The organism is Microvirga sp. Mcv34, assembly GCF_024519725.1.
Lineage (GTDB): Bacteria > Pseudomonadota > Alphaproteobacteria > Rhizobiales > Beijerinckiaceae > Microvirga.
The window spans coordinates 15,843-35,918 of record NZ_JALJRK010000036.1; the positions used below are offsets into that span (position 1 = coordinate 15,843).

General features: G+C 63.1%; 24 protein-coding genes. 13 read left to right on the plus strand and 11 right to left on the minus strand.

The window, feature by feature from the left end:
* The first annotated feature begins 169 nt into the window (after positions 1–169).
* The 5 genes from OC446_RS18210 to OC446_RS18230 all read left to right on the plus strand — a co-directional run bounded on the left by OC446_RS18210 (position 170) and on the right by OC446_RS18230 (position 5,551).
* The gene (locus tag OC446_RS18210) at positions 170–2,695 is read left to right on the plus strand and encodes a heavy metal translocating P-type ATPase (protein ID WP_315986521.1); all 2,526 of its coding nucleotides are present in this window, start codon (positions 170–172) and stop codon (positions 2,693–2,695) included.
* Complete coding sequence (gene cueR, locus OC446_RS18215) at positions 2,692–3,147, plus strand: Cu(I)-responsive transcriptional regulator (protein WP_262030440.1); 456 nt, start codon at positions 2,692–2,694, stop codon at positions 3,145–3,147. The genes OC446_RS18210 and cueR overlap by 4 nt, the downstream gene beginning before the upstream one ends.
* A gap of 624 nt (positions 3,148–3,771) precedes the next feature.
* Positions 3,772–4,431, plus strand: coding sequence for a L,D-transpeptidase (locus OC446_RS18220; protein WP_262030441.1), 660 nt, complete (start codon positions 3,772–3,774; stop codon positions 4,429–4,431).
* A gap of 191 nt (positions 4,432–4,622) precedes the next feature.
* Positions 4,623–4,847 (plus strand): DUF2892 domain-containing protein, encoded by a 225-nt coding sequence (locus tag OC446_RS18225; protein WP_262030442.1) that lies wholly within the window; start codon positions 4,623–4,625, stop codon positions 4,845–4,847.
* A gap of 323 nt (positions 4,848–5,170) precedes the next feature.
* Positions 5,171–5,551, plus strand: a complete 381-nt coding sequence (locus OC446_RS18230; RefSeq protein ID WP_262030443.1) for a DUF1622 domain-containing protein — start codon at positions 5,171–5,173, stop codon at positions 5,549–5,551.
* On the opposite strand, the gene OC446_RS18235 is transcribed toward OC446_RS18230, so the two are convergent.
* Positions 5,543–6,493 (minus strand): homocysteine S-methyltransferase family protein, encoded by a 951-nt coding sequence (locus tag OC446_RS18235; RefSeq protein WP_262030444.1) that lies wholly within the window; start codon positions 6,491–6,493, stop codon positions 5,543–5,545. The genes OC446_RS18230 and OC446_RS18235 overlap by 9 nt on opposite strands.
* A 233-nt stretch (positions 6,494–6,726) precedes the next feature.
* Here OC446_RS18235 and OC446_RS18240 point away from each other — a divergent pair, with 233 nt between their 5' ends.
* The 4 genes from OC446_RS18240 (at position 6,727) to OC446_RS18255 (ending at position 9,436) form a co-directional block, all read left to right on the plus strand.
* The gene (locus OC446_RS18240; protein WP_262030445.1) at positions 6,727–7,476 is read left to right on the plus strand and encodes an EAL domain-containing protein; all 750 of its coding nucleotides are present in this window, start codon (positions 6,727–6,729) and stop codon (positions 7,474–7,476) included.
* 321 nt (positions 7,477–7,797) lie between these two features.
* Positions 7,798–8,649, plus strand: a complete 852-nt coding sequence (locus OC446_RS18245; protein WP_262030446.1) for an alpha/beta fold hydrolase — start codon at positions 7,798–7,800, stop codon at positions 8,647–8,649.
* 269 nt (positions 8,650–8,918) lie between these two features.
* The gene (locus OC446_RS18250) at positions 8,919–9,218 is read left to right on the plus strand and encodes a hypothetical protein (protein WP_262030447.1); all 300 of its coding nucleotides are present in this window, start codon (positions 8,919–8,921) and stop codon (positions 9,216–9,218) included.
* Between the two features lie 89 nt (positions 9,219–9,307).
* Entirely contained in the window at positions 9,308–9,436 is a 129-nt protein-coding gene (locus tag OC446_RS18255) for a hypothetical protein (RefSeq protein ID WP_262030448.1), read from the plus strand.
* A 125-nt stretch (positions 9,437–9,561) separates the two neighbouring features.
* Here OC446_RS18255 and OC446_RS18260 read toward each other — a convergent pair whose 3' ends face one another.
* Positions 9,562–10,293, minus strand: coding sequence for a LuxR C-terminal-related transcriptional regulator (locus tag OC446_RS18260; protein ID WP_262030449.1), 732 nt, complete (start codon positions 10,291–10,293; stop codon positions 9,562–9,564).
* A gap of 356 nt (positions 10,294–10,649) precedes the next feature.
* Here OC446_RS18260 and OC446_RS18265 point away from each other — a divergent pair, with 356 nt between their 5' ends.
* Entirely contained in the window at positions 10,650–10,913 is a 264-nt protein-coding gene (locus OC446_RS18265; protein ID WP_262030450.1) for a hypothetical protein, read from the plus strand.
* A gap of 181 nt (positions 10,914–11,094) precedes the next feature.
* Here the strand turns inward: OC446_RS18265 and OC446_RS18270 are convergent, their stop codons facing one another.
* Together OC446_RS18270 and OC446_RS18275 are read right to left on the minus strand one after the other, a co-directional pair.
* Entirely contained in the window at positions 11,095–11,490 is a 396-nt protein-coding gene (locus tag OC446_RS18270) for a hypothetical protein (protein WP_262030451.1), read from the minus strand.
* Positions 11,491–11,589: 99 nt separating this feature from the next.
* The gene (locus OC446_RS18275) at positions 11,590–11,757 is read right to left on the minus strand and encodes a hypothetical protein (RefSeq protein WP_262030452.1); all 168 of its coding nucleotides are present in this window, start codon (positions 11,755–11,757) and stop codon (positions 11,590–11,592) included.
* Positions 11,758–12,010: 253 nt separating this feature from the next.
* Between OC446_RS18275 and OC446_RS18280 the strand changes: the two genes are divergently transcribed.
* Positions 12,011–12,232 (plus strand): NepR family anti-sigma factor, encoded by a 222-nt coding sequence (locus tag OC446_RS18280; protein ID WP_262030453.1) that lies wholly within the window; start codon positions 12,011–12,013, stop codon positions 12,230–12,232.
* Between the two features lie 46 nt (positions 12,233–12,278).
* On the opposite strand, the gene OC446_RS18285 is transcribed toward OC446_RS18280, so the two are convergent.
* The gene (locus OC446_RS18285) at positions 12,279–12,641 is read right to left on the minus strand and encodes a hypothetical protein (RefSeq protein ID WP_262030454.1); all 363 of its coding nucleotides are present in this window, start codon (positions 12,639–12,641) and stop codon (positions 12,279–12,281) included.
* Between the two features lie 91 nt (positions 12,642–12,732).
* Positions 12,733–13,128 carry a response regulator gene (locus tag OC446_RS18290; RefSeq protein ID WP_262030455.1) on the minus strand — a complete coding sequence of 132 codons (396 nt, stop codon included), beginning with the start codon at positions 13,126–13,128 and terminating at the stop codon, positions 12,733–12,735.
* A 470-nt stretch (positions 13,129–13,598) separates the two neighbouring features.
* Here OC446_RS18290 and OC446_RS18295 point away from each other — a divergent pair, with 470 nt between their 5' ends.
* Together OC446_RS18295 and OC446_RS18300 are read left to right on the plus strand one after the other, a co-directional pair.
* Positions 13,599–13,847, plus strand: coding sequence for a hypothetical protein (locus OC446_RS18295; protein ID WP_262030456.1), 249 nt, complete (start codon positions 13,599–13,601; stop codon positions 13,845–13,847).
* Between the two features lie 101 nt (positions 13,848–13,948).
* Positions 13,949–14,098: a hypothetical protein gene (locus tag OC446_RS18300; RefSeq protein WP_262030457.1), complete on the plus strand. Its 150-nt coding sequence runs from the start codon at positions 13,949–13,951 to the stop codon at positions 14,096–14,098.
* A gap of 791 nt (positions 14,099–14,889) precedes the next feature.
* Here OC446_RS18300 and OC446_RS18305 read toward each other — a convergent pair.
* The 5 genes from OC446_RS18305 to OC446_RS18325 form a co-directional block, all read right to left on the minus strand.
* Complete coding sequence (locus OC446_RS18305) at positions 14,890–16,149, minus strand: porin (RefSeq protein WP_262030458.1); 1,260 nt, start codon at positions 16,147–16,149, stop codon at positions 14,890–14,892.
* Between the two features lie 289 nt (positions 16,150–16,438).
* Positions 16,439–16,729, minus strand: coding sequence for a hypothetical protein (locus OC446_RS18310; RefSeq protein ID WP_262030459.1), 291 nt, complete (start codon positions 16,727–16,729; stop codon positions 16,439–16,441).
* A 109-nt stretch (positions 16,730–16,838) separates the two neighbouring features.
* Positions 16,839–17,126, minus strand: coding sequence for a hypothetical protein (locus OC446_RS18315; protein WP_262030460.1), 288 nt, complete (start codon positions 17,124–17,126; stop codon positions 16,839–16,841).
* Positions 17,127–17,151: 25 nt separating this feature from the next.
* Positions 17,152–18,807 (minus strand): hypothetical protein, encoded by a 1,656-nt coding sequence (locus OC446_RS18320; RefSeq protein WP_262030461.1) that lies wholly within the window; start codon positions 18,805–18,807, stop codon positions 17,152–17,154.
* A 505-nt stretch (positions 18,808–19,312) separates the two neighbouring features.
* Entirely contained in the window at positions 19,313–19,993 is a 681-nt protein-coding gene (locus tag OC446_RS18325) for a hypothetical protein (RefSeq protein WP_262030462.1), read from the minus strand.
* Positions 19,994–20,076: the final 83 nt, after the last annotated feature.

Genomic DNA, 20,076 nt, shown 5'->3' on the forward strand with positions numbered 1-20,076 from the left:
TTCTTCATCCCGGCTTGGCCTGCCCTGTCCAGAGATGGTCCGCAGCGGACGAAGCTTCCTTCGTGTGCTTACGGACGGGATCTCAAAAGCCGCGTTTTCGAACCCGCTTGACCTTCCCATGATTGGAAGGACTAAACCCTCTTCCCATATGAGGATCAGGAGTTTCACCATGAGTGCCGGCAGATCTGCGATGATCGACAGCATCGACATCCCCGTCCAGGGAATGACCTGCGCCTCCTGCGTTGGTCGCGTGGAGAAGGCGATCCGCGCGGTGGAGGGCGTCAAGGCGGCGAACGTCAACCTCGCCACGGAACGAGCCCATGTGGAGTTCGCTCCTTCCGGGGCCGATCCTGCGGCCGTCGCGGACGCGATCCGGGCCGTGGGCTACGAGCCGTCCGAGAGCATGATCGAGCTGAAGATCGACGGCATGACCTGCGCTTCCTGCGTCAACCGCGTCGAGAAGGCGCTTGGGCGTGTTCCCGGCGTCGTGGGTGCTTCCGTCAACCTCGCCACCGAGCGGGCCTCCGTCCGCTATTTCGGCGGTCCCGACATCGTCGGGCGTCTGATCGGCGCCGTGGAGCAGACCGGCTACGAGGCCAAGGCGCTTCAACGGGAGAACGGCGGGACGGACCGGGAGCGGGAGGCCAGGGAGGCTGAGATCGCCGGCCTCCGGCGGGCCGTGCTGGTCGCGGCGATCCTGACGCTGCCGGTCTTCGTCCTCGAAATGGGCTCACATTTCGTGCCAGCCATCCACGACTGGGTCATGGGCACAGTGGGCCACCGCAACAGCTGGTATCTTCAGTTCGCCCTGACCACCCTGGTTCTGTTCGGGCCCGGGCTGCGCTTCTTCCGCAAGGGCATTCCCGCCCTCCTGCGCGGATCGCCGGACATGAACTCGCTGGTCGTCCTCGGTACGAGCGCGGCCTATGCCTATTCGGTGGTCGCGACCTTCCTGCCCGGCCTTCTGCCCGAGGCGATGGACAACGTCTATTACGAGGCCGCGGCCGTGATCGTGGCCCTGATCCTGACCGGCCGCTTTCTCGAAGCAAAGGCCAAGGGCCGCACCTCGGAGGCGATCAAGCGCCTCATGGGTCTGCAGGCGAAGACCGCCCGGGTGGTGCGCGACGGCGAATCCCTTGAGGTTCCGCTCGACCAGGTGGTGACCGACGATCTCGTCCAGGTCCGTCCCGGCGAGAGGATCCCGGTCGATGGCAGGGTGGTGGAAGGATCTTCCTACGTGGATGAATCCATGATCACCGGAGAGCCTGTTCCGGTCGAGAAATCGGATGGCAAGGAAGTGGTCGGCGGTACCATCAACCGGACCGGCAGCTTCACTTTCCGCGCCACCCGCATCGGCGCCGACACAGTGCTGGCCCAGATCATCCGTATGGTCGAGCAGGCCCAGGGGTCGAAGCTCCCGATCCAGGCTCTCGTGGACCGGGTGACTGCCTGGTTCGTGCCCGCCGTCATGGGGGCCGCCGCCCTCACCTTCCTGGTCTGGCTCCTCTTCGGCCCCGACCCGGCCCTGACCTTCGCTCTGGTCAATGCGGTCGCGGTGCTGATCATCGCCTGCCCCTGCGCCATGGGCCTAGCGACGCCGACCTCGATCATGGTCGGCACCGGCCGGGCGGCGGAGCTCGGGGTGCTGTTCCGCCAGGGTGAGGCCCTGCAGAGTCTCAAGGAGGTCGGTGTCGTCGCCCTGGACAAGACCGGGACCCTGACCCAGGGCCGGCCCGAGCTGACCGACTTCGTCACGGCTTCCGGCATCGCAGAGGCCGAGGCGCTTGGGCTCATCGCCGCCGTGGAGAGCCGTTCCGAGCATCCGATCGCGCAGGCCATCGTGACGGCGGCCGAGCGGCGCGGGTTCACCCTGTCCGCTCCCGACAGCTTCGAGGCCGTGCCCGGCTTCGGCGTGTCTGCCGTGGTGGGAGGGCGGAAGGTGGATGTGGGAGCGGACCGCTTCATGGCGAAGCTCGGCCTCCCCGTTTCCGGGTTTGCCGACATCGCCGCCCGCATGGGGGCCGAGGGCAAGAGCCCGCTCTATGCGGCCATCGACGGCAGGCTCGCGGCCATCGTGGCAGTGGCCGATCCGGTGAAGCCTTCGACCCCGGAAGCGATCGCGGCTCTCCACGCGCTCGGGCTGAAGGTGGCCATGATCACCGGCGACAACCGCAGGACCGCCGAGGCCATCGCCAAGCGGATCGGGATCGACGAGGTGGTGGCGGAGGTTCTCCCGGACGGCAAGGTCGAGGTGGTCAAGCGTCTGCGCCAGGCGCACGGCCCGATCGCCTTCGTGGGCGACGGCATCAACGACGCGCCCGCCCTGGCCGAGGCCGATATCGGCATCGCCATCGGGACGGGCACGGACATCGCCATCGAGAGCGCCGACGTGGTGCTCATGTCGGGCGACGTGCGCGGCGTCGTGAACGCCATCGCGCTCTCGAAGGCCACCATCCGCAACATCCGGCAGAACCTGTTCTGGGCCTTCGCCTACAACGTGCTGCTGATCCCGGTTGCCGCTGGCGTGCTCTATCCGCTGGACGGCACCCTGCTGTCACCGATCTTCGCGGCCGGCGCCATGGCGCTGTCGAGCGTGTTCGTCCTCGGCAATGCCCTGCGCCTGCGCGGCTTCAAGGCACCCGTCGCGTCGGCGCAGGCAGCTCTTCAAACTCAAACCGTCGAAGGTGTCGCATGAATATCGGACAGGCCGCCGCGGCTTCGGGCGTATCGTCCAAGATGATCCGCTATTACGAATCCATCGGGTTGATCCCCAAGACCGTGCGGACGGAGTCCGGATATCGCGTCTATTCGGATCATGACGTGCACACCCTGCGCTTCATCCGCCGCTCGCGGGACCTCGGCTTCTCCGTCGAGCAGATCGCCGATCTCGTATCGCTGTGGCAGGATCGCGAGCGCGCGAGCAAGGACGTGAAGGCCATCGCGCTCGAACATGTGGGCGTGCTCGAGCGCAAGATCCGCGAGCTGCAGGAGATGGCATCGACCCTGAAGCACCTCGCGAAGAACTGTCACGGCGATGCCCGTCCCCATTGCCCGATCATCGAGGAGCTGGCGAGCGACGACGCGGCGCCCGCTCCCACGAAGCCGGATGCGAAGTTCGGTGCATTGGGGAAAGTGGCGGCGCGCTAGAGCTGTTTCCACTGACGTGGAATCACCTTTTTTCTTTGTCTCACCGCATTTTTTGACGGTGAACCGGATCCACTTCACCGAAAAATGCTCTAAGGGCCGTTGCGCACCTCTGCACGACGAGTTTCATTCGAAAGGTCGAGCGGGTGCTCCCTCCCTGTCATCACCGGCCCTGTGCCGGTGATCCCGATTGTGTGAAGCGAGGAGCGTCTCGTTATCGGGATGACCGGCACAAGGCCGACCATGACGTGGCGGGTGTCATTCCGGTCCGGCGCTTCACAGGCTCGCGAGGGGCCGACGCGCGACGCTGACCGTGAGGGTGGACACGTCGAAAATTTAACGAACCTTGCCAGAGATTTAAGATCCATCAAGCAGTTGGCTCAAACTGTTCAAAATACTGTGTCTTGCAAACAACAGTGCGGCTTTGCCACATTTCGGCCATGCAAGATCCACCTTGTCGTCACCGGCTAGGCTATGTCTCTTCATGAGTATTGCCGTAGCGTCAGCGCTTCGGCAGATGACACCCAAAAACAGAAACTGCAGGTTGCCCCACTGATGTTTGCTGCCCTGGCTTCGCGCCCGTTACCGCTGAAAAACGCAATCCGCTTCCTTGCGGTGCTTCTTCCGATGGCCCTCGCGGCCTGTGTTTCCACGCAAGGCCCCGCGCAGCAAGCCGTCCGCCGCATCGATCCCGCCTATGCGGCGATGTACGGACCGCGTCCGGACGAGCCGCATCCCCTGCCCGCCACCGACATTTCCGAAGTCGATCCGCGCTTCCTGCGCCGTGAGGTCGCCTATTACGGGCGCGAGGAGCCCGGCACCGTGGTGGTCGATACGGAGGCCCGCCATCTTTACCTCGTGCGCGAGGGCGGCCGCGCGATCCGCTACGGCATCGGCGTCGGCAAGGAAGGTCTCGCCTGGAGCGGCCGCGCCCGCATCGGCCGCAAGGCCGCGTGGCCGCGCTGGACGCCCACCGCGGCCATGATCCGCCGCGAGCCGGAGCGCAACGCCCGCTGGGCCAGCGGCATGGAAGGCGGTTTGAACAACCCGCTCGGCGCCCGCGCGCTGTATCTCTACAACAACGGCGTCGACACCATGTACCGGCTCCACGGGACCACGGAGCCCTGGTCCATCGGCCAGTCCGTGTCGAGCGGCTGCATCCGCCTGTTCAACCAGGACATCATCGACCTCTACAACCGCGTGCCCGTGGGCTCGCCGGTGGTCGTGCTGCGCGGCCAGCGCCTGTTCGAAGTCGAGGACGAAACGCGGGTGTCGTCGGCCTATTGAGGAACACGCATCGGGTTCAAAAGGGTCGGCCGACAGCCGACCCTTTCTCTTTTGTTCCCGGCGGGCCCGATGTACCATCGGCGTGTCTCTGATGGAGGCATGGCCATGACGCGCATCGTGCGGAAAAGTGGACCCGGTTTTCCGCGTCGAACGATGCGCTTTCCAAAAGAGGCATCGGATAAGCCCAAAAAGTGGTTTCCACTTTTTGGTCCGATGCCCTCGAACGCGCGATACTTCTGACCGTCGGCGGGCTCATCATCGTTTCTGTGCTGCTCGCCGTTACCGTCAACATCAACTGGCTCTGGCTCACCGGGCTTCTCGGCGCTCACCTGGTGCAGGCCTCCTTCACCGGGATGTGCCCGGTGGTGATGATGTTCAAGCGCATGGGACTTCCGAGCAAGCCGGGATTCACCTGATCACCGCGCAGGCATGGTCGCGCGTCACCGGATGGGGATCACCGGCATAGGCGCCCCATTGTCATTCCGGCCCGAGATGGCGAAGCCATCGGACGGCAAGGGAATCCATCGCTCAACGCTCGATCGTGGATCCCCTTCCCGGCCTACGGCCACCGGTGATGACACCCGCCACCTCGCCCCTGCCCCGGAGAGGGGATGACATCGCCCCATCATGGACGCTTCCCAGGTGAAGGCTGCGAGATGACCGGATTGCCGACATCGCCCCCCTGGAGGCTTCGCCGCGCTGTCCTATGAATCTAGTCCATGAAGCTGAAGGGTCGCTCATGGACGATTGGTTTTTTTCGGCGCTGAAGCTGACTACCCGCGCCATCGAGGTCGGCGGGATCGCCATCATCGTCCTTGGCATCCTCGGATCGAGCATCGCGGCGCTCTGGCAGATCGCCCACGGGCGGCCGGGATCGGATGCATTCACGCTCTATCGTTCCAACGTCGGGCGCGCCATTCTCCTCGGCCTCGAATTCCTCGTCGCCGCCGACATCATCAATACGGTGGCCATTGAGCCGACGATTCAAAGCCTGCTCATCCTCGGCGGCATCGTCATCATCCGGACCTTCCTCAGCTTCTCGCTCGAAGTCGAGATCGAAGGCCGCTGGCCGTGGGACCGGCACAAAACCGAAATCGAACCTTCACGCCGGTCAGCCTGACGGCGGAATGCAGGCCTCGCAGATCGCCGCGATATGCCGGTGGTCCGTTCCGCAGCATCCCCCGAGCACGGACAGCTGCGTCATGCGCTGGCGCAGCGCCCGGTAACGCCGACCCAGATCGACAGGATCGCCGGAGTCGAGCTCGGTCGAGTCATCGAGTTCCGCATGGCTTTTGGTCGACGCATTGGCGCGCAGCCCCCGGATGCGTCGTGACCATGCACCGCTCTCCGACAGGACGCCCTCGAAATGGGTCGGGTGGGCGCAGTTGATCATGTAATATGCCGGAGCATGACCCGTTTCCCAATCCGTCTGCTCGATGGCGGATCGGAGCGTCTCTCCCGCGGCGAGTCTGCCATCGGTTTCGAGCGTGAAGGAGATCACCACCGGCAGGCCAAGGGAACTGGCCGCGCGGGCGATACCGATGGCCTCCTCCGCGTAGTTGAGCGTGAGGGCGCTAGCCATGTCCGCCCCTGCCTCTCGGAAGGCTTGCAGCTGCGGCGCGTGATAAGCTTCAGCCTCCTTGGCCGTCATCCTGGCATCGGCCCTGTATCCATCCCCGCGCGGTCCGACGACGCCGTTGATCAGGACGCGATCCCGTTCGTCCGAGAGCCGGTCGCGCAACGAGTCGGCCCAGCGCACCGCCTCCCGGTTCACCTCCGCCACTTCGTCGGGCGAGATATCCAGCTTCGCGCCCCAATCGGCATTGGCGCGCCATGTGGGCGTATCCAGGATGAACCCGACGTCCCGCTCCACGGCGGTGCGGAGATACGGCTCGAAATATCGCTCGAGCCGGCCGCGCCCGTCCTCGCTGCTCAGAAGCGGGAAGGCCGCGAAGCACGGAAGATCGAGGCCCTCGTGGAAGACGAGCGTCGTTTCGAGACCGCCGTCGGTCAGAAAGATGGCATCGTCGGAGGGTGGAAAGGCAAATCGGCGACCGACCATGGCAGGGACCCCGCGTTTCTCGCGAATTACAGCGCCACCGGCCTGCCTCGCGATGATGATCGGTATGGCGCCCCTTTCGTTCGAAGCGGAGCCGGCAGGCTGTGGCCATGGGCGAGTCTGACCGAATGCCCGTTTTCTGGATGTGTTCTTCCTCACGTTAGGGCAATCGCAAGATATTTCCCCGTAGGGCTTTGTGAAATTCTCCAATCATCGGATCGGAAACGCCAGTGGACATGAAACCGGGTTGCCGGGGATGCCGGGACAGCGAGCCGCTTCCCTTCGATTTCACCATGGCGTTCCACCCGATCGTGGATATCGACCGGGAGATCGTGTGGGGCTACGAGGCGCTGGTCAGGGGAACGGAAGGACAATCGGCATGGCAGATCCTGAGCCAGGTCGATGAAGAACGGCAGTACAGATTCGATCAGGCCTGCCGGGTGAAAGCCATCGAGCTGGCCGGTCGCCTCTTCCCGAGAACCGAGGAGACGAGGCTTTCGATCAACTTCATGCCGAATGCGGTCTACGAGCCCTCGGCCTGCATCAGAACGTCCCTCGAGAGCGCGCGCCGCGTGGGCTTCGACACGCGCCGCATCATGTTCGAGTTTACCGAAAATGAGCGGATGACGGACACGAAGCACGTCGCGCGCATCATCGCGGAGTACAAGCGCCTCGGGTTCATCACGGCCATCGACGATTTCGGCGCCGGTCATGCGGGCTTGAACCTTCTGGCCAATTTCCAGACCGATCTGATCAAGATCGACATGGAGATCGTCCGCGGCATCACGGATTCCTCCGCCCGTCAGGCCATCATCGCCGGCATCCTGGTGATGGCGCGCGCCCTCGGCATCACGATCATTGCCGAAGGCATCGAGACGGAGGCGGAGCTATCCACCCTGCGCGGCGCGGGCATCAGCCTGTTCCAGGGCTTCCTCTTCGCCCGCCCGGCCATCGAAGATCTCCCGGCTGTCGCGCTCAGCTCCTGAGGCGGAGAGATCGGCGCATCATGTACGCCTCCGAAACCGTCATCCTGAGAGGTCGGTTCGGAGAGAGCCGAACTTGGCCGTTGACGCAACGTCAAAGCCGCATTAGGAACACCCTCCCGGCCGCCAGCCGCCGCCACTCTTCCAGTGTCCGTCGGCTCCATTCCTGCCTTTCGATCCCGCTCCAGCCCATGACTGGCGCGCATTGTCGCCTGCCCTGACGGGAGACGGCATCCGAGGCAGATGTTCATTCCCGTTGCGGCCTGTTCCTCGCCCAAGATCGAACGCTTTCGGAGCGGCCGCTTCCGACCTCACGTATCCACCATGAAGGACTTTCAATCAGGTCTGTTCCTGAACAAGATTTCCTATGTGCGATCGGGCTCAGGCCCGAACCCCATCGTCGTGCTCAATGGTGGACAGGCTTTCGTCAGGCGTCCGACCCCGGCGCGGTCGCTGCGGGACGCCAAACGCATCGTCCGTCTCCTGCCCCCGGGGCGCCCCGTCTACATCCTGGGCTACGACCCGTCGCCGCCCGCCGAGTATGGAGTCGGCACCATCATTGACGACGTGGCGCGGGTCCTGCGCGAAATCGGCCCGGCCACCGTGATGGGCATTTCCTTCGGCGGCTTCGTCGCCGCGCGTCTTGCGGCGGACCGCCCCGACCTCGTGAAGGACCTGATCCTGATGGTCAGCGCGCATCGTTTCTCGCCGGAGGGACGGCGCAGTGTCGACCGGCAGATCGCCTGCGCATGGGCCGGTGACTTCGAGGGCTTTCTCGACGAGTTCGGCCTGGTGTTCCGTCGGCCGTGGCTCAACTGGCTCATCCGCCTGCGGTTCAGGCAGGAGCGCGGACGGCTGCGGGAAACGATGAACGATCCCGTGACCATCGTGCGCGGCCTCAACGCGGTCGCAGGCGAGGAATTCGGCAGCGATCCGTCCTGGCTCGCCCGCATCACGGCGCCGACCCTGGTGGTCGGCGCGACCCGCGACCCGTTCTTCGACGTGGCGGCCCTCGAAGAGACGGCGCGGCTCATCCCCCGGGCGCAGTTGCAGCTCTTCAGGAACGAAACGCACATGCTCCCGGTCGAGCGGGCGCGGGACGTGGCGAAGGTGGTGGCGCGGTTTCTTCGGAATGACCGTGTTCGACGTCCGTGCGCGGATGCACCGCTCCCGTGAGGACTTCGGCGCATCATGCAAGAGGCGTTGTTGCCTCATCCAGGCTGAAGGAAATGGATGGTGACCGGAAGAGAGATCCAACCCGCAGCCCATGCGCTCATCCCCGTCGACGGTAACCCGGACGAGGATGGGCGACGCCTCTTCATCGCCCTTTGTGTGGCGGGAGCCGCTGTGGCCATGAATGTCCTGGCTGCGGTATTATCCTTGCTGGCGTTGTCTTTGTCCTGATCGGGGATCGGGCCGGAGCGCTCCGATTGAGGAGTCTAGCCATGGAACGCATGAAGCTCGCATGTGCCGCCGTCGCACTGATCGGCATCGGCTCCGACGCCATCGCGCAGAGCCACCCTCTGACCACCGGTATGACCTGCGCCGAGGCACGAGGCCTCCTTGCGGCCCACGGCGCGATCGTCCTCAACACCGGCCCGACAACCTATGAACGTTACGTGTCGTCCAGCGGTTACTGCGGAATCAACGAGCTCTCGGGACCAGTCTGGGTTCCTACTCAGGATATCCGTCTGTGTCCCATCGGCGGGCGCTGCGTGCCCGTCGGTCGCGGCGATCGGTCTTGATCGAACGCATCCTGTGAAGCGCTTCACAGCGGCGTCGAACGGGCGGCGTCATCCTCCAGGCCATCGAGGAAAGCCGAAAGGACGACGCCATGAAGGCGATGGATCAGCATCGGAAGGATCACGAGCCGGCCATGAGGCGATTGCCCGTATCGGTCGCGCTGCTGCTCGTGGTCATGGGCATCAACGTCACGGCGACCATCCTGTCGCTGCTGGCCTGAAGCTGTCCGTCTTTCCACGCGCACGGAAGGACGTGATGAAGCACAAATGAAAACATCGGGCGTGAATTCGAATTCACGCCCGATGCCTGTTTCTTTCAGGGACGCCTGAAGCTCTCCCGCGTGTCTCAGCTCAAGCGCCGCAAGTCGCGGACTTCGCCGACCGGCGAACCGGCATCGCGGAGATTGCCCGTCGCCCACATGGCCGCCTGGGTGCGGTTGGCGACGCCGATCTTGCGCAGGATCGCCTTGACGTGAACCTTGATCGTCGCCTCGGTGATGTCGAGCTTGCGCGCGATGACCTTGTTCGGGTCGCCGCCCATCAGGGATTGCAGGATCACCGTCTCGCGCGGCGAAAGCTTCGATACCTTCGGGTCCGGCGTCCGGTGCTCGGCCAGGGGAATGACCTGGGCCGCACCGGCGGACGAGAGATCCTGGGCGAGAAGCTGGCGGACGAGCGAGCTGGGCAGCATCCGCTCGCCCAGCATGGTGAGTTCGAGCGTCCGGATCAGAACCTGGCGCACACTCGTGGCAAGGCAGAAACTATCCACCCCAGCATCCACGGCGGATTGAACGGCCGGGATGGCGAACTGGTTGGCGATCACGACAATTCGGGTGGCGGGATGCCGAGCCTTCGTCTCGCGGACGAGGTCGAGCGCCTGCTGAAAGTCACCCGTCGCATCGACGATGCAGAGGTCGGGACCGCTTGATGCCGATCCGGGCACATCGAAGCAAGTGCCGGACAGAAGCTGTGAGAGGCCGGCCTGCAGCAGGACGTTCCCGCAGAGCAACTTCGTTGCCACGCGCTGCATGGTTTCGTTTGCCGGCGCTCCGGCATTTTCGGAATGATCCTTGATCATCGGTTGCCCCCCTAGGACAAAATGGTGCGGGTTAGTCCTCCTGGGCCTATCAGGACTCAGAATCCTAACTTGATCAAGGCGTTGAAGGCCTCTTCTACTCACTAAGGAGTACTACGTACCCCCTAAGGGCTCCGTTACGGAAAGCATCTGTTAATATCTCCCAGAGTCCGGCCTGAAACCAAACATCGGAACAGGTTCTGAGCGCCCTGGAATCGATCGGAACGCTCCGCCTCTCGCCCTCCGGATTACCGACTTGGAGCCTCGCCATTAACCCGCAAGCTTAGATTGCATCCGTTGCCGGCTCACCCCCGGGAACGATATTATTCCTCACAGGGTCGGATGGCTGGAGGGGAAACATGCCGGTCAGCAAGGCGAGTGTGTCGAATGAACAGCCGAGGCGCAAGGCGCCGAGGGGCATGATTACCGACAATGACTTGAAAATACTATGGGTGGCGCGGACCCTGACCAATATCGACTTTCAATACGGCGAAGACATCCTGAACCTCGAGAGCAGCGCCATCGACACCGAGCAGAAGCGGTATATCGAGACGCAGCTGCTCCTGAAATATCGCGAGAGGCGGGAGCCCTACCAGAAGCTCCTCGAAAGTCTCCAGTCCTGAAGGCCGTCATAGGACGGACAATAAAGGAGGCCCCGAAAGGGGCCTCAGTTCTTCAGAGGGAGCAACCAATGCTGTCGGCCACGCATCGAGTGTCACCCCGTTGGAGACCGCAGTCAATTCACGTATCCTTACGGATCGTGACGCTCGTGAGCGCCCTCCCCCTTTAGGTCGTGAACGATCTTCAACGAGAGCCCGGCGAAGGCTGCTCCTTCGTGCCGGGCCGCTGAATCTTGTTCTCGTGGAACCGGCGGACGATCTCGGTGGAGAGACTCGCCTTCGTGGTGCCCGCGCCCTGCTCGCGCCCGGCCGCGTAGCAATCCTGCATGGCGAAGGTCTCGTTCGCCCGCGGATGGTAAAATGTCTTTTCCGTGCGGTTGTACGTCCACGGCTCGTCGCTGCAGTTCCGTCCGAAAGCCCCGATCGTATTCTCGACCGCCATCCATTTCAGAGCGGAACCGGGACACTGGCCCTCATATTGCCCGCTATAGGGGCCGATGCGGGGATAGCAGCTCGTCTGGGCGTGGACCACGCCGAGGGAGGACAGCAGGATCGCGGTGGACAGGATCGCTCTGGACATGAGTTCGTTCGCGGAAGAGGTTGCGGCTCAGCTTAGCAACAACGATGACGCAAGGGAATGCATCCGACGACTTCGACCAAACTCCGGGCCATCAACCCGTCACCGGCCGTTCCAGGCCCGCAACGCGAGAAGCGGCGTGAGAATGGGCCAGCCGAAACCCGCGATGAGGATATGGTCGAGGCCCACTCCTTCATCGCCGTCGATGGTCGTCGAGACCGCCAGCAGCAGGATCACGCCGCACAAATAGACCATGAGAACTTCACGCATGAACCCAGCCCGCCTTTGTCGTTAAGGTCGAGCTTTGACGCAGTGCTCACGTGAATCCAATGCGACCGGCGGTCGCCGCATCCTTTCGTCGAATATGAGAGGGCGCGGATCGAGCTGGAAAGGAAGCTTGTCCCATTTTCGGGCCAAAGCCTCATTTTTCCCAGAAAAGTATTCTTTTTCATAAACTTAGCTGAAACCCAATCGATCCTTGCCCGTTCTCAAGCTCAAAGACGAGCAGAGAGGGAGGGTATGGATGCCAAAGCGGCACCATCCTTATGACGCTGAGAGCGAACGGGGCTGGAGCATCGATTCCAGTACCCTGACGCCAGCTGGCCAATCCGAACTTCTGAAGGATCTCGGACGGCAGTTGCAGCAGAACTACCAGAGCATGCTGAAAGAGCCTGCCCCCGATCGCATCCAACACCTGCTGGAGCGCCTGGAGCAGACCCATCATCATGACGAGGAAGACCTCTGAAGACCGGGCAGGCCTTCAGAGATCCCTTGCATCGATTAATGCGACCTCACCCTCTGCGTCGGTTCCGCCGCTGTCCGGACGAACCTCCGCGCGGGATGAGATTGTAGACGAGGAAGCCCGTCAGGATCCCGGCCCCGAGCAGAACCAGCGGATAAGCCCTTGCGGTATGAACCACGTCGGAAGCCTTCTCACGCACCACGTAAAGAGGCGCGGAATCATGGATCAGGCGTTCGGCGCGCCTGAGATTCTCACGGCGGGTGTGAATCTCCAGGTCGTAGCCATCGTCGTCCTCGCGCTCGTGGACGGCGATGCTGTTGCGGGCGAAACCGCTCGCGACCAGGCGCTGGACGGCCCGGTTGGCCTCCTTGCGGGACGGGAAGCTGCCTGTGGCGATAGACGTATGCGGCATCAGTCATTCCTTTCAAACTGCTGACGCAAATTCCTGGCAAGCGCCAAGGTTCCACGTCTTCAATCCGGCAGGAAGTCCGATCCCTCAGGGGTCAATGCCGCCGGGACGCATCCGCCGCCTTCTCGGCTTCCATCAGAACGTCGAGCGCCTTCCAGGGCTTGGGCATGAAGCGCACATCCCGCGGAACCTCGCCTTCGCGCTGGTCGAGCGGCCGCCCGGAGGTGAGGACGGTGCGGACCCAGGGCCATTTCAGGCGCACGGTGCGGACGAGGTCCAGCCCATCCATCAGGCATGGAAGTCGGACGTCGGCGAACAGGAAGGCCACTTCATCGGAATGCTGCCGCAGATAATTCAGCGCCTCTTCCGCGCTGGACGCTTCGACAACCTTCAGGTCGGTTTCCTCAAGGAGCGCTGCCGCCAAGCCTCTGACTTCGAAATCATCCTCGACAATCAAGGCGACACGATAAGGCTCGATTCTCTGTCCCATCCGGCCTTCTCCTCTGTAATCCGGCGGCTGTTCTTGGAGCCCTCTGCAGGTGCAACGAGGCTCGGTGATCGGTGGAAAGACCGTCCCGGAAACGCAAAGCGGGTGGTCGTGGTGAACGAAGCAAGGCGCGATGCACATGGCTCCCCGGCCTGTCACGCCTCTCGAGCACCGAACCCGAAAGTGTAGTGGCACTTCTGGGATCGGATCCGATGCTCCAACTCGTGGCTAGCGCATCCTAACGCACGGGCTTCCGAATTCGCTCGATACGCTGGCCTTCTGGTCGAGGATGCGAATACACAAATTCGATTTCCCGATGGTGCGCCATCAGGTGAAGCCCTGATCACAGAACGGTGAATCGCCGGCTCCGTTTCAGCTTGGCCGTTAAGAAATTTGCCGGCGGTACGTTTTTGCCTTGGAGGAACCTGCTCCCAGGCTGTAGCTTAAGCCTGGACCGAACGACCGCAGGTGAGATGCCGATTGTGCTCAAGGAGACCAAGCTTCATCAAGAGTTCTTGGATCTGGAGCAACATATGAGGCTTCTGGATCGGCAGTTGGCAGATGCGATCCAGCGCATCCGCCACGGCTCCTCCCCCGACCTCGTCGAGAAAGCCAAGCAGGACGAGAAGTTTCTTCTTTCGGAGCTTGACCGCCTCATGACCCGGATGCGCGCCGTCGAGGGGCAGCTTATGCAGATTCAGAAGACCGCCACGCGGCATTGACACCGCTTGATTTCATGTGCGGCAGAGCACCTCGCGCAACGCGACGAAGGTCCATGGTGGCACGCGATTAACGTTAGGTCAGTTCACGAAGAGGATGAGGTATGACCCTCGATGGCGCTCATCTCACATCACGAACCGAGAATGCCGGCGATCGGGCCCCCCGACGCATCGGCATTCCCTTGATACCGACATTGCTAGGCGCATTGGCGATCCTGAACGTCGCGTCCGTCGTTCTGGTGCTGATGGAATAGCGCAGGTTCGCAACGGCCATGCGACGCGCAAAAACGAAAAGAACTGCAAGGCGCTCCGTCAGAGAAGCGACCTTGCAGGTTCATGGACATTAGCCTGTGCATCGTGCGGAACGGACGATCCGTGCCGGGCGATGCGCGGGCCAACAACGATGATCGTGTCGCCGAAAAGCGCAGGCGCTTTAGGCGACCGTCGCCTTACCGCAACCCGAGGAACGACAGGATTGCGAGGACGACGACGATTGCTCCGATGAGCCAGATGATGTTGTTCATGATGATGCTCTCCTGACGTTGGCTAGACCCCATGCCAACGGTCAAGGTGAGCCTTCGTTCCGTCGATCGAGCCCGTCCGATCAATCGCCAGCGCAGTCGGTCACATCCCTGCCGGCCACAGCCCCGGCGGGGCCAATCTGCCGTTGCGACACAGTCGTACAGGCCTCTCGCGTCAAGCCGCGGCTCGTATCCGCCTGCACGCTGCCGTCGAAGACGCGCTCTGTCTCAAAACCCGGTCCGGACTGGTACTGCCAAGTGGAAACGCCGGCCGTGCCCACGCATCCGGACAGCACCAAGGCGAGACACGCAACAGAAGCCAGATTTCTGAAGGCTTTCGACATCACTTACCCCGATCTTTGATCTCGTCTGTTGAACGCACCTTACAGGCAGCGCTTCCGATACGGCAACGCAGCGTGCCGCATCTCGGATCGAGGGCGGGACCACATGTCACCCAACCGGACCCGGCAAAAGAAAAACCCCGGTGTTGCCACCGGGGTTTTTCGATTTGATCGGGAAGCCGATTAGAAGTCGCGCTGAACGCGCAGGCGGCCTTCCCAGTTGTCGCTGTCCTGGCCGAAGGTCGGGCCCCGCGGATCGATGTTGGAGTAGAGAACCTCAACACCGAGATCGAGACCCGAAACGGGCGACCAGATCACGTTCGTGCCGGCGCGCCATTCGGAGAAGTCGAACACCGACGCATTGACGAAGCCGCCAGGTCCGACGCCGGGAACAAGGCCGTTGCTGTAGTCGACACGGGCGTACGAACCGAACACGCTCTGGCGAACCGTCGGTGTCCAATAGTGGTTCAGGCCACCGGCGATGGACCAGCCGCGGCCGGTATTGATGTCGCCATTGGCGCCGACGTATGCATCGACGACGTCGCGGGTCGTCGCTCCGGACGTGACGTTCGGGTCGAAGCCCAGGTAGCCGAGTGCGCCGTCGGCATAGGTGGCGGCGAGCCACAGGGCGTCACCCGCACCGAGCGCGGGCAGGTTGACATAACCCTGACCCGTGACAGCCCAACCGAGCTTGGTGTCCGGGTAATCCACGCCACCGCCGGGGAACGTGACGAGATTGTCGCTGCGCAGCTGGTGCAGGGCGGCACCGAGCTGAGCCGAGCCCCAGGAACCTTCGTACTTCAGGTTGCCCACCACGTCCGGCATCGTCTGGCCGGCCGGCGCGAACACCGCGGTGGAAGCGAAGGTGTTGCCGGTGAAGCTGCCCTCTTCGATCGCCAGCGTGGCCGAGAAGCCGTTGCCGAACGAGAAGGTGTAGGCGAAGGCGTTCACCGTCGGAGCGTCATAGAAGCGGAGCGTACCCCAGTTCTCGTTCGGCAGGTCGCTGTTCATGAAGAACGAGATCGTGCGACCGGCCGTAAGGCCGCCGAACTGCACGAAAGCCTGGTCGACATTCGGAGAGGTCGAGCTGAAGCCGTAGGCACCGGTGTCACGGGTCATCTCGAAGCGAACGAAGCTGCGAAGGAGACCGTAGGAGGTGGCGGTACGAGCGTCGAGCTGGATACGGCCGCGGGCGCGGAAGCCGATGGCGTCGTCGGCGCGGGTATTCGGCTCGAGATACAGGAACTCGGCGCGAACGCGGCCGCCGATGCGGAGGCAGGTTTCGGTGCCGGGGATGTAGAAGAAGCCTGCGCCGTAGGTGGAGCAGACGCGCACGTATTCGACAGGAGCAGCCTTCGCGACGGGAAGATCGGCAGCATGAGCTCCGGCAACAGCCGCGAGACCCGCGACCGATCCGAGGAAGAGGCTCTTAGCGAGCTTCATGGTATTCTCCAAAAAATTCCTGAGTCCAGGACTCATATACAACCGTGACCATAATCAAGCGTCGGCTTGGCGCAACGGGGGCAGACGCGGGGTTCGCCCATACATGGCGCAATCTGCTGAAAAGATAAGCAATTTTGGACGACGCCCAGAATTATCTGGGCCGGTGTGTCATTATCTCAACAACGACGGATCGGGATGACGCAAGGTCATTTCGGGACTTCGAAATCCTGCCGTTACGGCAGGAAACGAGGAGGGTTTTCCCCGCCCGATCAGCCCGCCAGCCCTGTCCTCAATCATTGAAGAAGTAATCCGCATCCCGGCAGACGTAGCCGACGAAGCATTGCGGCGTGTCCCGGGTCGGCACGTAACGCGGATCGGTGGTCTCATTGATTTCGCAGAAGCTGCGGTCGCGGACGTAGCGGTCGTAGGTATAGGTGCCTGTGCCGAGAACGATGGCGCCGCGCGAGAACACGAGGCCGCGCGCCTGGTTGCAGGTCATGCCGGGGGTGAAGGGCCGATTTTGAGCGAGTGCGCTCGAAGCGAAGGACAACGCGACCACAACAAGAGCAACTCGTCTCATACCCGAACCCTTCATACGGACTTGACCAAACGGGAGCACATTTCACGCATGACAACGTGGAAATGTGCTCCCGGTTACGCAAGGGTTCGAGGTTTTTCGAGGAGCCGGCCTAGAGCATCGGCTGCAGGCGCCGCGCCAGCTCGACGGCGGCGGCATAATCGGTCTTGCCGGAGCCCAGCACCGGAATGCCGGAGACCAGGATGGAGCGCGGCATCCACAACTCCGGAAATCCCTGCGCCTTCGCATGGGCCAGCAGCACGTCCCGGTCCGCTTCCGGCTTGTCCGTGATGAGGATGATCTGCTCGCCCTTGCGCGGATCCGGCACGGCCACGACCACATGGTTGCTGTCCGGCCAGAGGCTCTGAACGGTCGCCTCGATGGCGGCCAGCGAGATCATCTCGCCACCGATCTTTTTTCACACATTACTCCTTTGTAGGGACAATGTGAAGGAAGGGAGTGTCACCGAAGCTAAACGGAGCAGGGGTGCCACCAGTGGTGGTTGTAGAGGGGACGGCATAGTCCGGATCCTCCAGGATGGCCTTCACCAGGGCGTCGATGGCGGTGACCCCGCCTCCCCGGCGCTCGACCAACTGGGCGATGTTGGCGTAGAACTCCGGCGGTATCCAGCGGTGGTGCGCGGCCATCGCGTTCACGACATGCCGCATGGCCCGGAGCGCGGACTTGGATCCCGCCTTGAAGTACGCCATCCGGCCCAGGTCGAGATAGTGGCGGCACGTCGTGGTCGGTTTGGCATGCCCGAGCGCCTCGGCCACCCTGTCGAGCACGAAGTTCTCGACGCGCTGGTCCCAGCGGAACCCATTGTCCGCGAACGCCTCGGCCCACAGGCGCTCGGCGAGCTTGGTGGCAAAGTACGCGCGGAGCCGATGGCCGCTCCCCTGGACATCACACTTGCTGAAGGCGTGCTTGAGGAGGTTGCCGATCGCGTCGGCTTCCAGCGGACCTCTTGTTTTCTCAGACAGGAAGATCTCCGCGGGACCCGGCGGCTCCAAGGCGTTGCTCCACCGCAAAAGCTGGTCCCTCCGGACGCTCCAAATACCGATCGTCACGAGGTCACGGACAAGGTCGATCGGGAATGGCACCTCCCGCGTGACGTTCCCTTTCCCCGTCACGGCGATGTAAATGTTCGTGCGGCGGCGTCGTTCCAGCCGCTCGAGGCCGTCCAGTACGGCCTGCCGGCCCTCGGCCCAATTCGCGACCGCATCGAGGCCTGCGAACTGTGGCTGCCAACCCGCGCGAACAGCCTCTGCCCTATTCTCGGGTTTTGGAACCTTGATCCCCTCCTTCGCCAGCCCAGCCTCCAGCGCCAACACCGAAAATCGCGCCACCTCATCGCGCCTGAGACCGGCTTCCGCCTCCGTACGCCCGATGAGCCAGTTCCGATCACCGAGAGCCGGGCCCTCGGCGGAGCTCCGAAGATGCGCCAACACAGACGCCACCCCCATGTCGTCGGGGGTTGGCCGTTTCGTGGCCTTTCGTCCTGAGGGTTCCGCGCAGCGCCACACCCGGACGCTGCCGTATGCGGTGGCTTGGGGCGGGATGCTGGCACCGCCCCGCCCCTTGCCCCGGTCCGCAGCCCGGTAAGTGATAGGCCCATTGGCGCCGACCAGTTCCCTGTCCAGCAACATCGCTTCGGCCGCGCTCTCGTAGAACGTGAACAAGGTCGAGAGTTTGCGGCCGATGCGCCGATCGGACAGGAGATCCTTGTCACGGCGAGCATCTGCCCCGAGCTTCTTGTTCGCCTCCTTCAAACGCTCGCGCACCTCCTTCATCCACTCGCGCCAGTCGATCATGACCTGGTCGTCGACTTCGTCCCAGCGACATCCCCGGCCTTCAAGATACGCCCACCACTCCCTCAGGATGTATGCCTCGTCCCGCATGGACGAGATCGCGGTGCGCTTGTAGCGGAACGACCATCCGAAAAAGCGGAGGAGTGGCTCGCTGACGGATCCGTCACGCTCGCAGATGATCGGGAGGCCCGGAGCTCGCTCCCCGGACCACTGGAAATCGTCCGGAGCAAAGATCATGCGGTAGTCCTCGGGATTGTGTTGAGACGCCATTACCTCCCCGCTTCTCCGCCCATGAGCCTCAGGCTGAAGATAGAGCACCAAGTGCGTCATGCGAAGCGTCGCCGCCGGCGCTTCCGAGCCGGCTGCTCCGAGCTTGGTCAGGTGCCCATCCACGGCAGGGGCTCAGACCGAGCTTAACGGCACTTAGCTTTCTGCAGAACCTCAAGGCCCTCAGCTGCGGAAACAGGGCGGGTATTCAGAGAACGGATGGCCAACTATCAGATGAGAAAGCTGACGCAACACGGTAACCATGGAAAGGCAGGATCGGGATGTCTGTCCGAACCGGCACGGCCTTGGCGGGCGGGACCGCCCTCCTCCGGGCCCGGGGCGATCCGACGCCTCGGGAGCAGCCGCGGCCGACCCCTGCCCTGTCCCCGAATTCGGGATCAAAGAGAACGATCAGGGAGAACCTCGACGACATGACCACTTCGGCAGCGAGGCGGCGATCGATATCGTGCTTGAAGCCGTCATGGTGCAGCTCGTTCAGCCGAGGAGCTTACGGGCTGTCGCCCCAGAACCTGCGCATGACGCTCCCGAACCTCGCATCCCAGCCCGAGGCGGCTAACGCTGAGAGGATCCCCGGCATGTTCGACCCGTAGAGGAAGGCTGTCCTGACGAATGGTATTCTCAACCCCTCGAGATGCCTGACCAGAACGCCTGAGGAATACTCGAATCCGGGAGCGGCATGACCGGAGAGGATCACGAACTCAACCCTGTTCAGAAGCGATCGGACTTGGGGGTCGGGGCGGTCATCGAGACAGAGGACGTAGGCGAGGTGTCGGTCGATCGCCGCCTTCGGGACCGCGCGACGCAGACGGGCCTTGTCGCGCGGCGGGGTCTTGTCCGACAACCCGATTGGAAGAGCGTCGGCAAAGACCAGGGGCGCAGCTCGGGCAGCCTGAAACTCCCGCTTGATGGCTGCCGTCGTCATTCCCGGAACGCCGCTGTAGCGGGCGGCCAGTCCCGCCGCGGAATTCCAGAAGGCGCATCTGGGACTGCCCCTGAAATCGTAGGGGCCTGCGCCTGGGGTGACAGCCTTGTCGACTTGGGGCTCGCGGCCGATCACCAAGATCAGAGGAAACGGCTTCGCGGTCGTCTCCCCATAGTAGAGGAACGACGGATGGAGGGCGTCGGCGCCCGTCGGCGTCTCCGCCCCAGTAGCATCACGTTTTGTCATAGGCACTCCCTGGCGGAGCGGAGGGTGCGCCAAGTGACCATGACGCACTGTGACGCCCTGCTCAGATCTCTCTTGCGACTAAG

Bases quoted from the DNA above. Each gene is read 5' to 3' on its own strand.
- OC446_RS18275 (WP_262030452.1), bottom strand. From the start codon at position 11,757: ATGCGTGAAGTTCTCATGGTCTATTTGTGCGGCGTGATCCTGCTGCTG.
- OC446_RS18280 (WP_262030453.1), top strand. From the start codon at position 12,011: ATGCCAAAGCGGCACCATCCTTATGACGCTGAGAGCGAACGGGGCTGG.
- OC446_RS18255 (WP_262030448.1), top strand. From the start codon at position 9,308: ATGAAGGCGATGGATCAGCATCGGAAGGATCACGAGCCGGCCATGAGG.
- OC446_RS18310 (WP_262030459.1), bottom strand. From the start codon at position 16,729: ATGAGACGAGTTGCTCTTGTTGTGGTCGCGTTGTCCTTCGCTTCGAGC.
- OC446_RS18240 (WP_262030445.1), top strand. From the start codon at position 6,727: ATGAAACCGGGTTGCCGGGGATGCCGGGACAGCGAGCCGCTTCCCTTC.
- OC446_RS18315 (WP_262030460.1), bottom strand. From the start codon at position 17,126: ATGATCTCGCTGGCCGCCATCGAGGCGACCGTTCAGAGCCTCTGGCCG.
- OC446_RS18325 (WP_262030462.1), bottom strand. From the start codon at position 19,993: ATGACAAAACGTGATGCTACTGGGGCGGAGACGCCGACGGGCGCCGAC.
- OC446_RS18220 (WP_262030441.1), top strand. From the start codon at position 3,772: ATGGCCCTCGCGGCCTGTGTTTCCACGCAAGGCCCCGCGCAGCAAGCC.
- OC446_RS18250 (WP_262030447.1), top strand. From the start codon at position 8,919: ATGGAACGCATGAAGCTCGCATGTGCCGCCGTCGCACTGATCGGCATC.
- OC446_RS18260 (WP_262030449.1), bottom strand. From the start codon at position 10,293: ATGATCAAGGATCATTCCGAAAATGCCGGAGCGCCGGCAAACGAAACC.
- OC446_RS18285 (WP_262030454.1), bottom strand. From the start codon at position 12,641: ATGCCGCATACGTCTATCGCCACAGGCAGCTTCCCGTCCCGCAAGGAG.
- OC446_RS18290 (WP_262030455.1), bottom strand. From the start codon at position 13,128: ATGGGACAGAGAATCGAGCCTTATCGTGTCGCCTTGATTGTCGAGGAT.
- OC446_RS18235 (WP_262030444.1), bottom strand. From the start codon at position 6,493: ATGGTCGGTCGCCGATTTGCCTTTCCACCCTCCGACGATGCCATCTTT.
- cueR (WP_262030440.1), top strand. From the start codon at position 2,692: ATGAATATCGGACAGGCCGCCGCGGCTTCGGGCGTATCGTCCAAGATG.
- OC446_RS18305 (WP_262030458.1), bottom strand. From the start codon at position 16,149: ATGAAGCTCGCTAAGAGCCTCTTCCTCGGATCGGTCGCGGGTCTCGCG.
- OC446_RS18245 (WP_262030446.1), top strand. From the start codon at position 7,798: ATGAAGGACTTTCAATCAGGTCTGTTCCTGAACAAGATTTCCTATGTG.
- OC446_RS18300 (WP_262030457.1), top strand. From the start codon at position 13,949: ATGACCCTCGATGGCGCTCATCTCACATCACGAACCGAGAATGCCGGC.
- OC446_RS18230 (WP_262030443.1), top strand. From the start codon at position 5,171: ATGGACGATTGGTTTTTTTCGGCGCTGAAGCTGACTACCCGCGCCATC.
- OC446_RS18270 (WP_262030451.1), bottom strand. From the start codon at position 11,490: ATGTCCAGAGCGATCCTGTCCACCGCGATCCTGCTGTCCTCCCTCGGC.
- OC446_RS18295 (WP_262030456.1), top strand. From the start codon at position 13,599: ATGCCGATTGTGCTCAAGGAGACCAAGCTTCATCAAGAGTTCTTGGAT.
- OC446_RS18320 (WP_262030461.1), bottom strand. From the start codon at position 18,807: ATGGCGTCTCAACACAATCCCGAGGACTACCGCATGATCTTTGCTCCG.
- OC446_RS18210 (WP_315986521.1), top strand. From the start codon at position 170: ATGAGTGCCGGCAGATCTGCGATGATCGACAGCATCGACATCCCCGTC.
- OC446_RS18265 (WP_262030450.1), top strand. From the start codon at position 10,650: ATGCCGGTCAGCAAGGCGAGTGTGTCGAATGAACAGCCGAGGCGCAAG.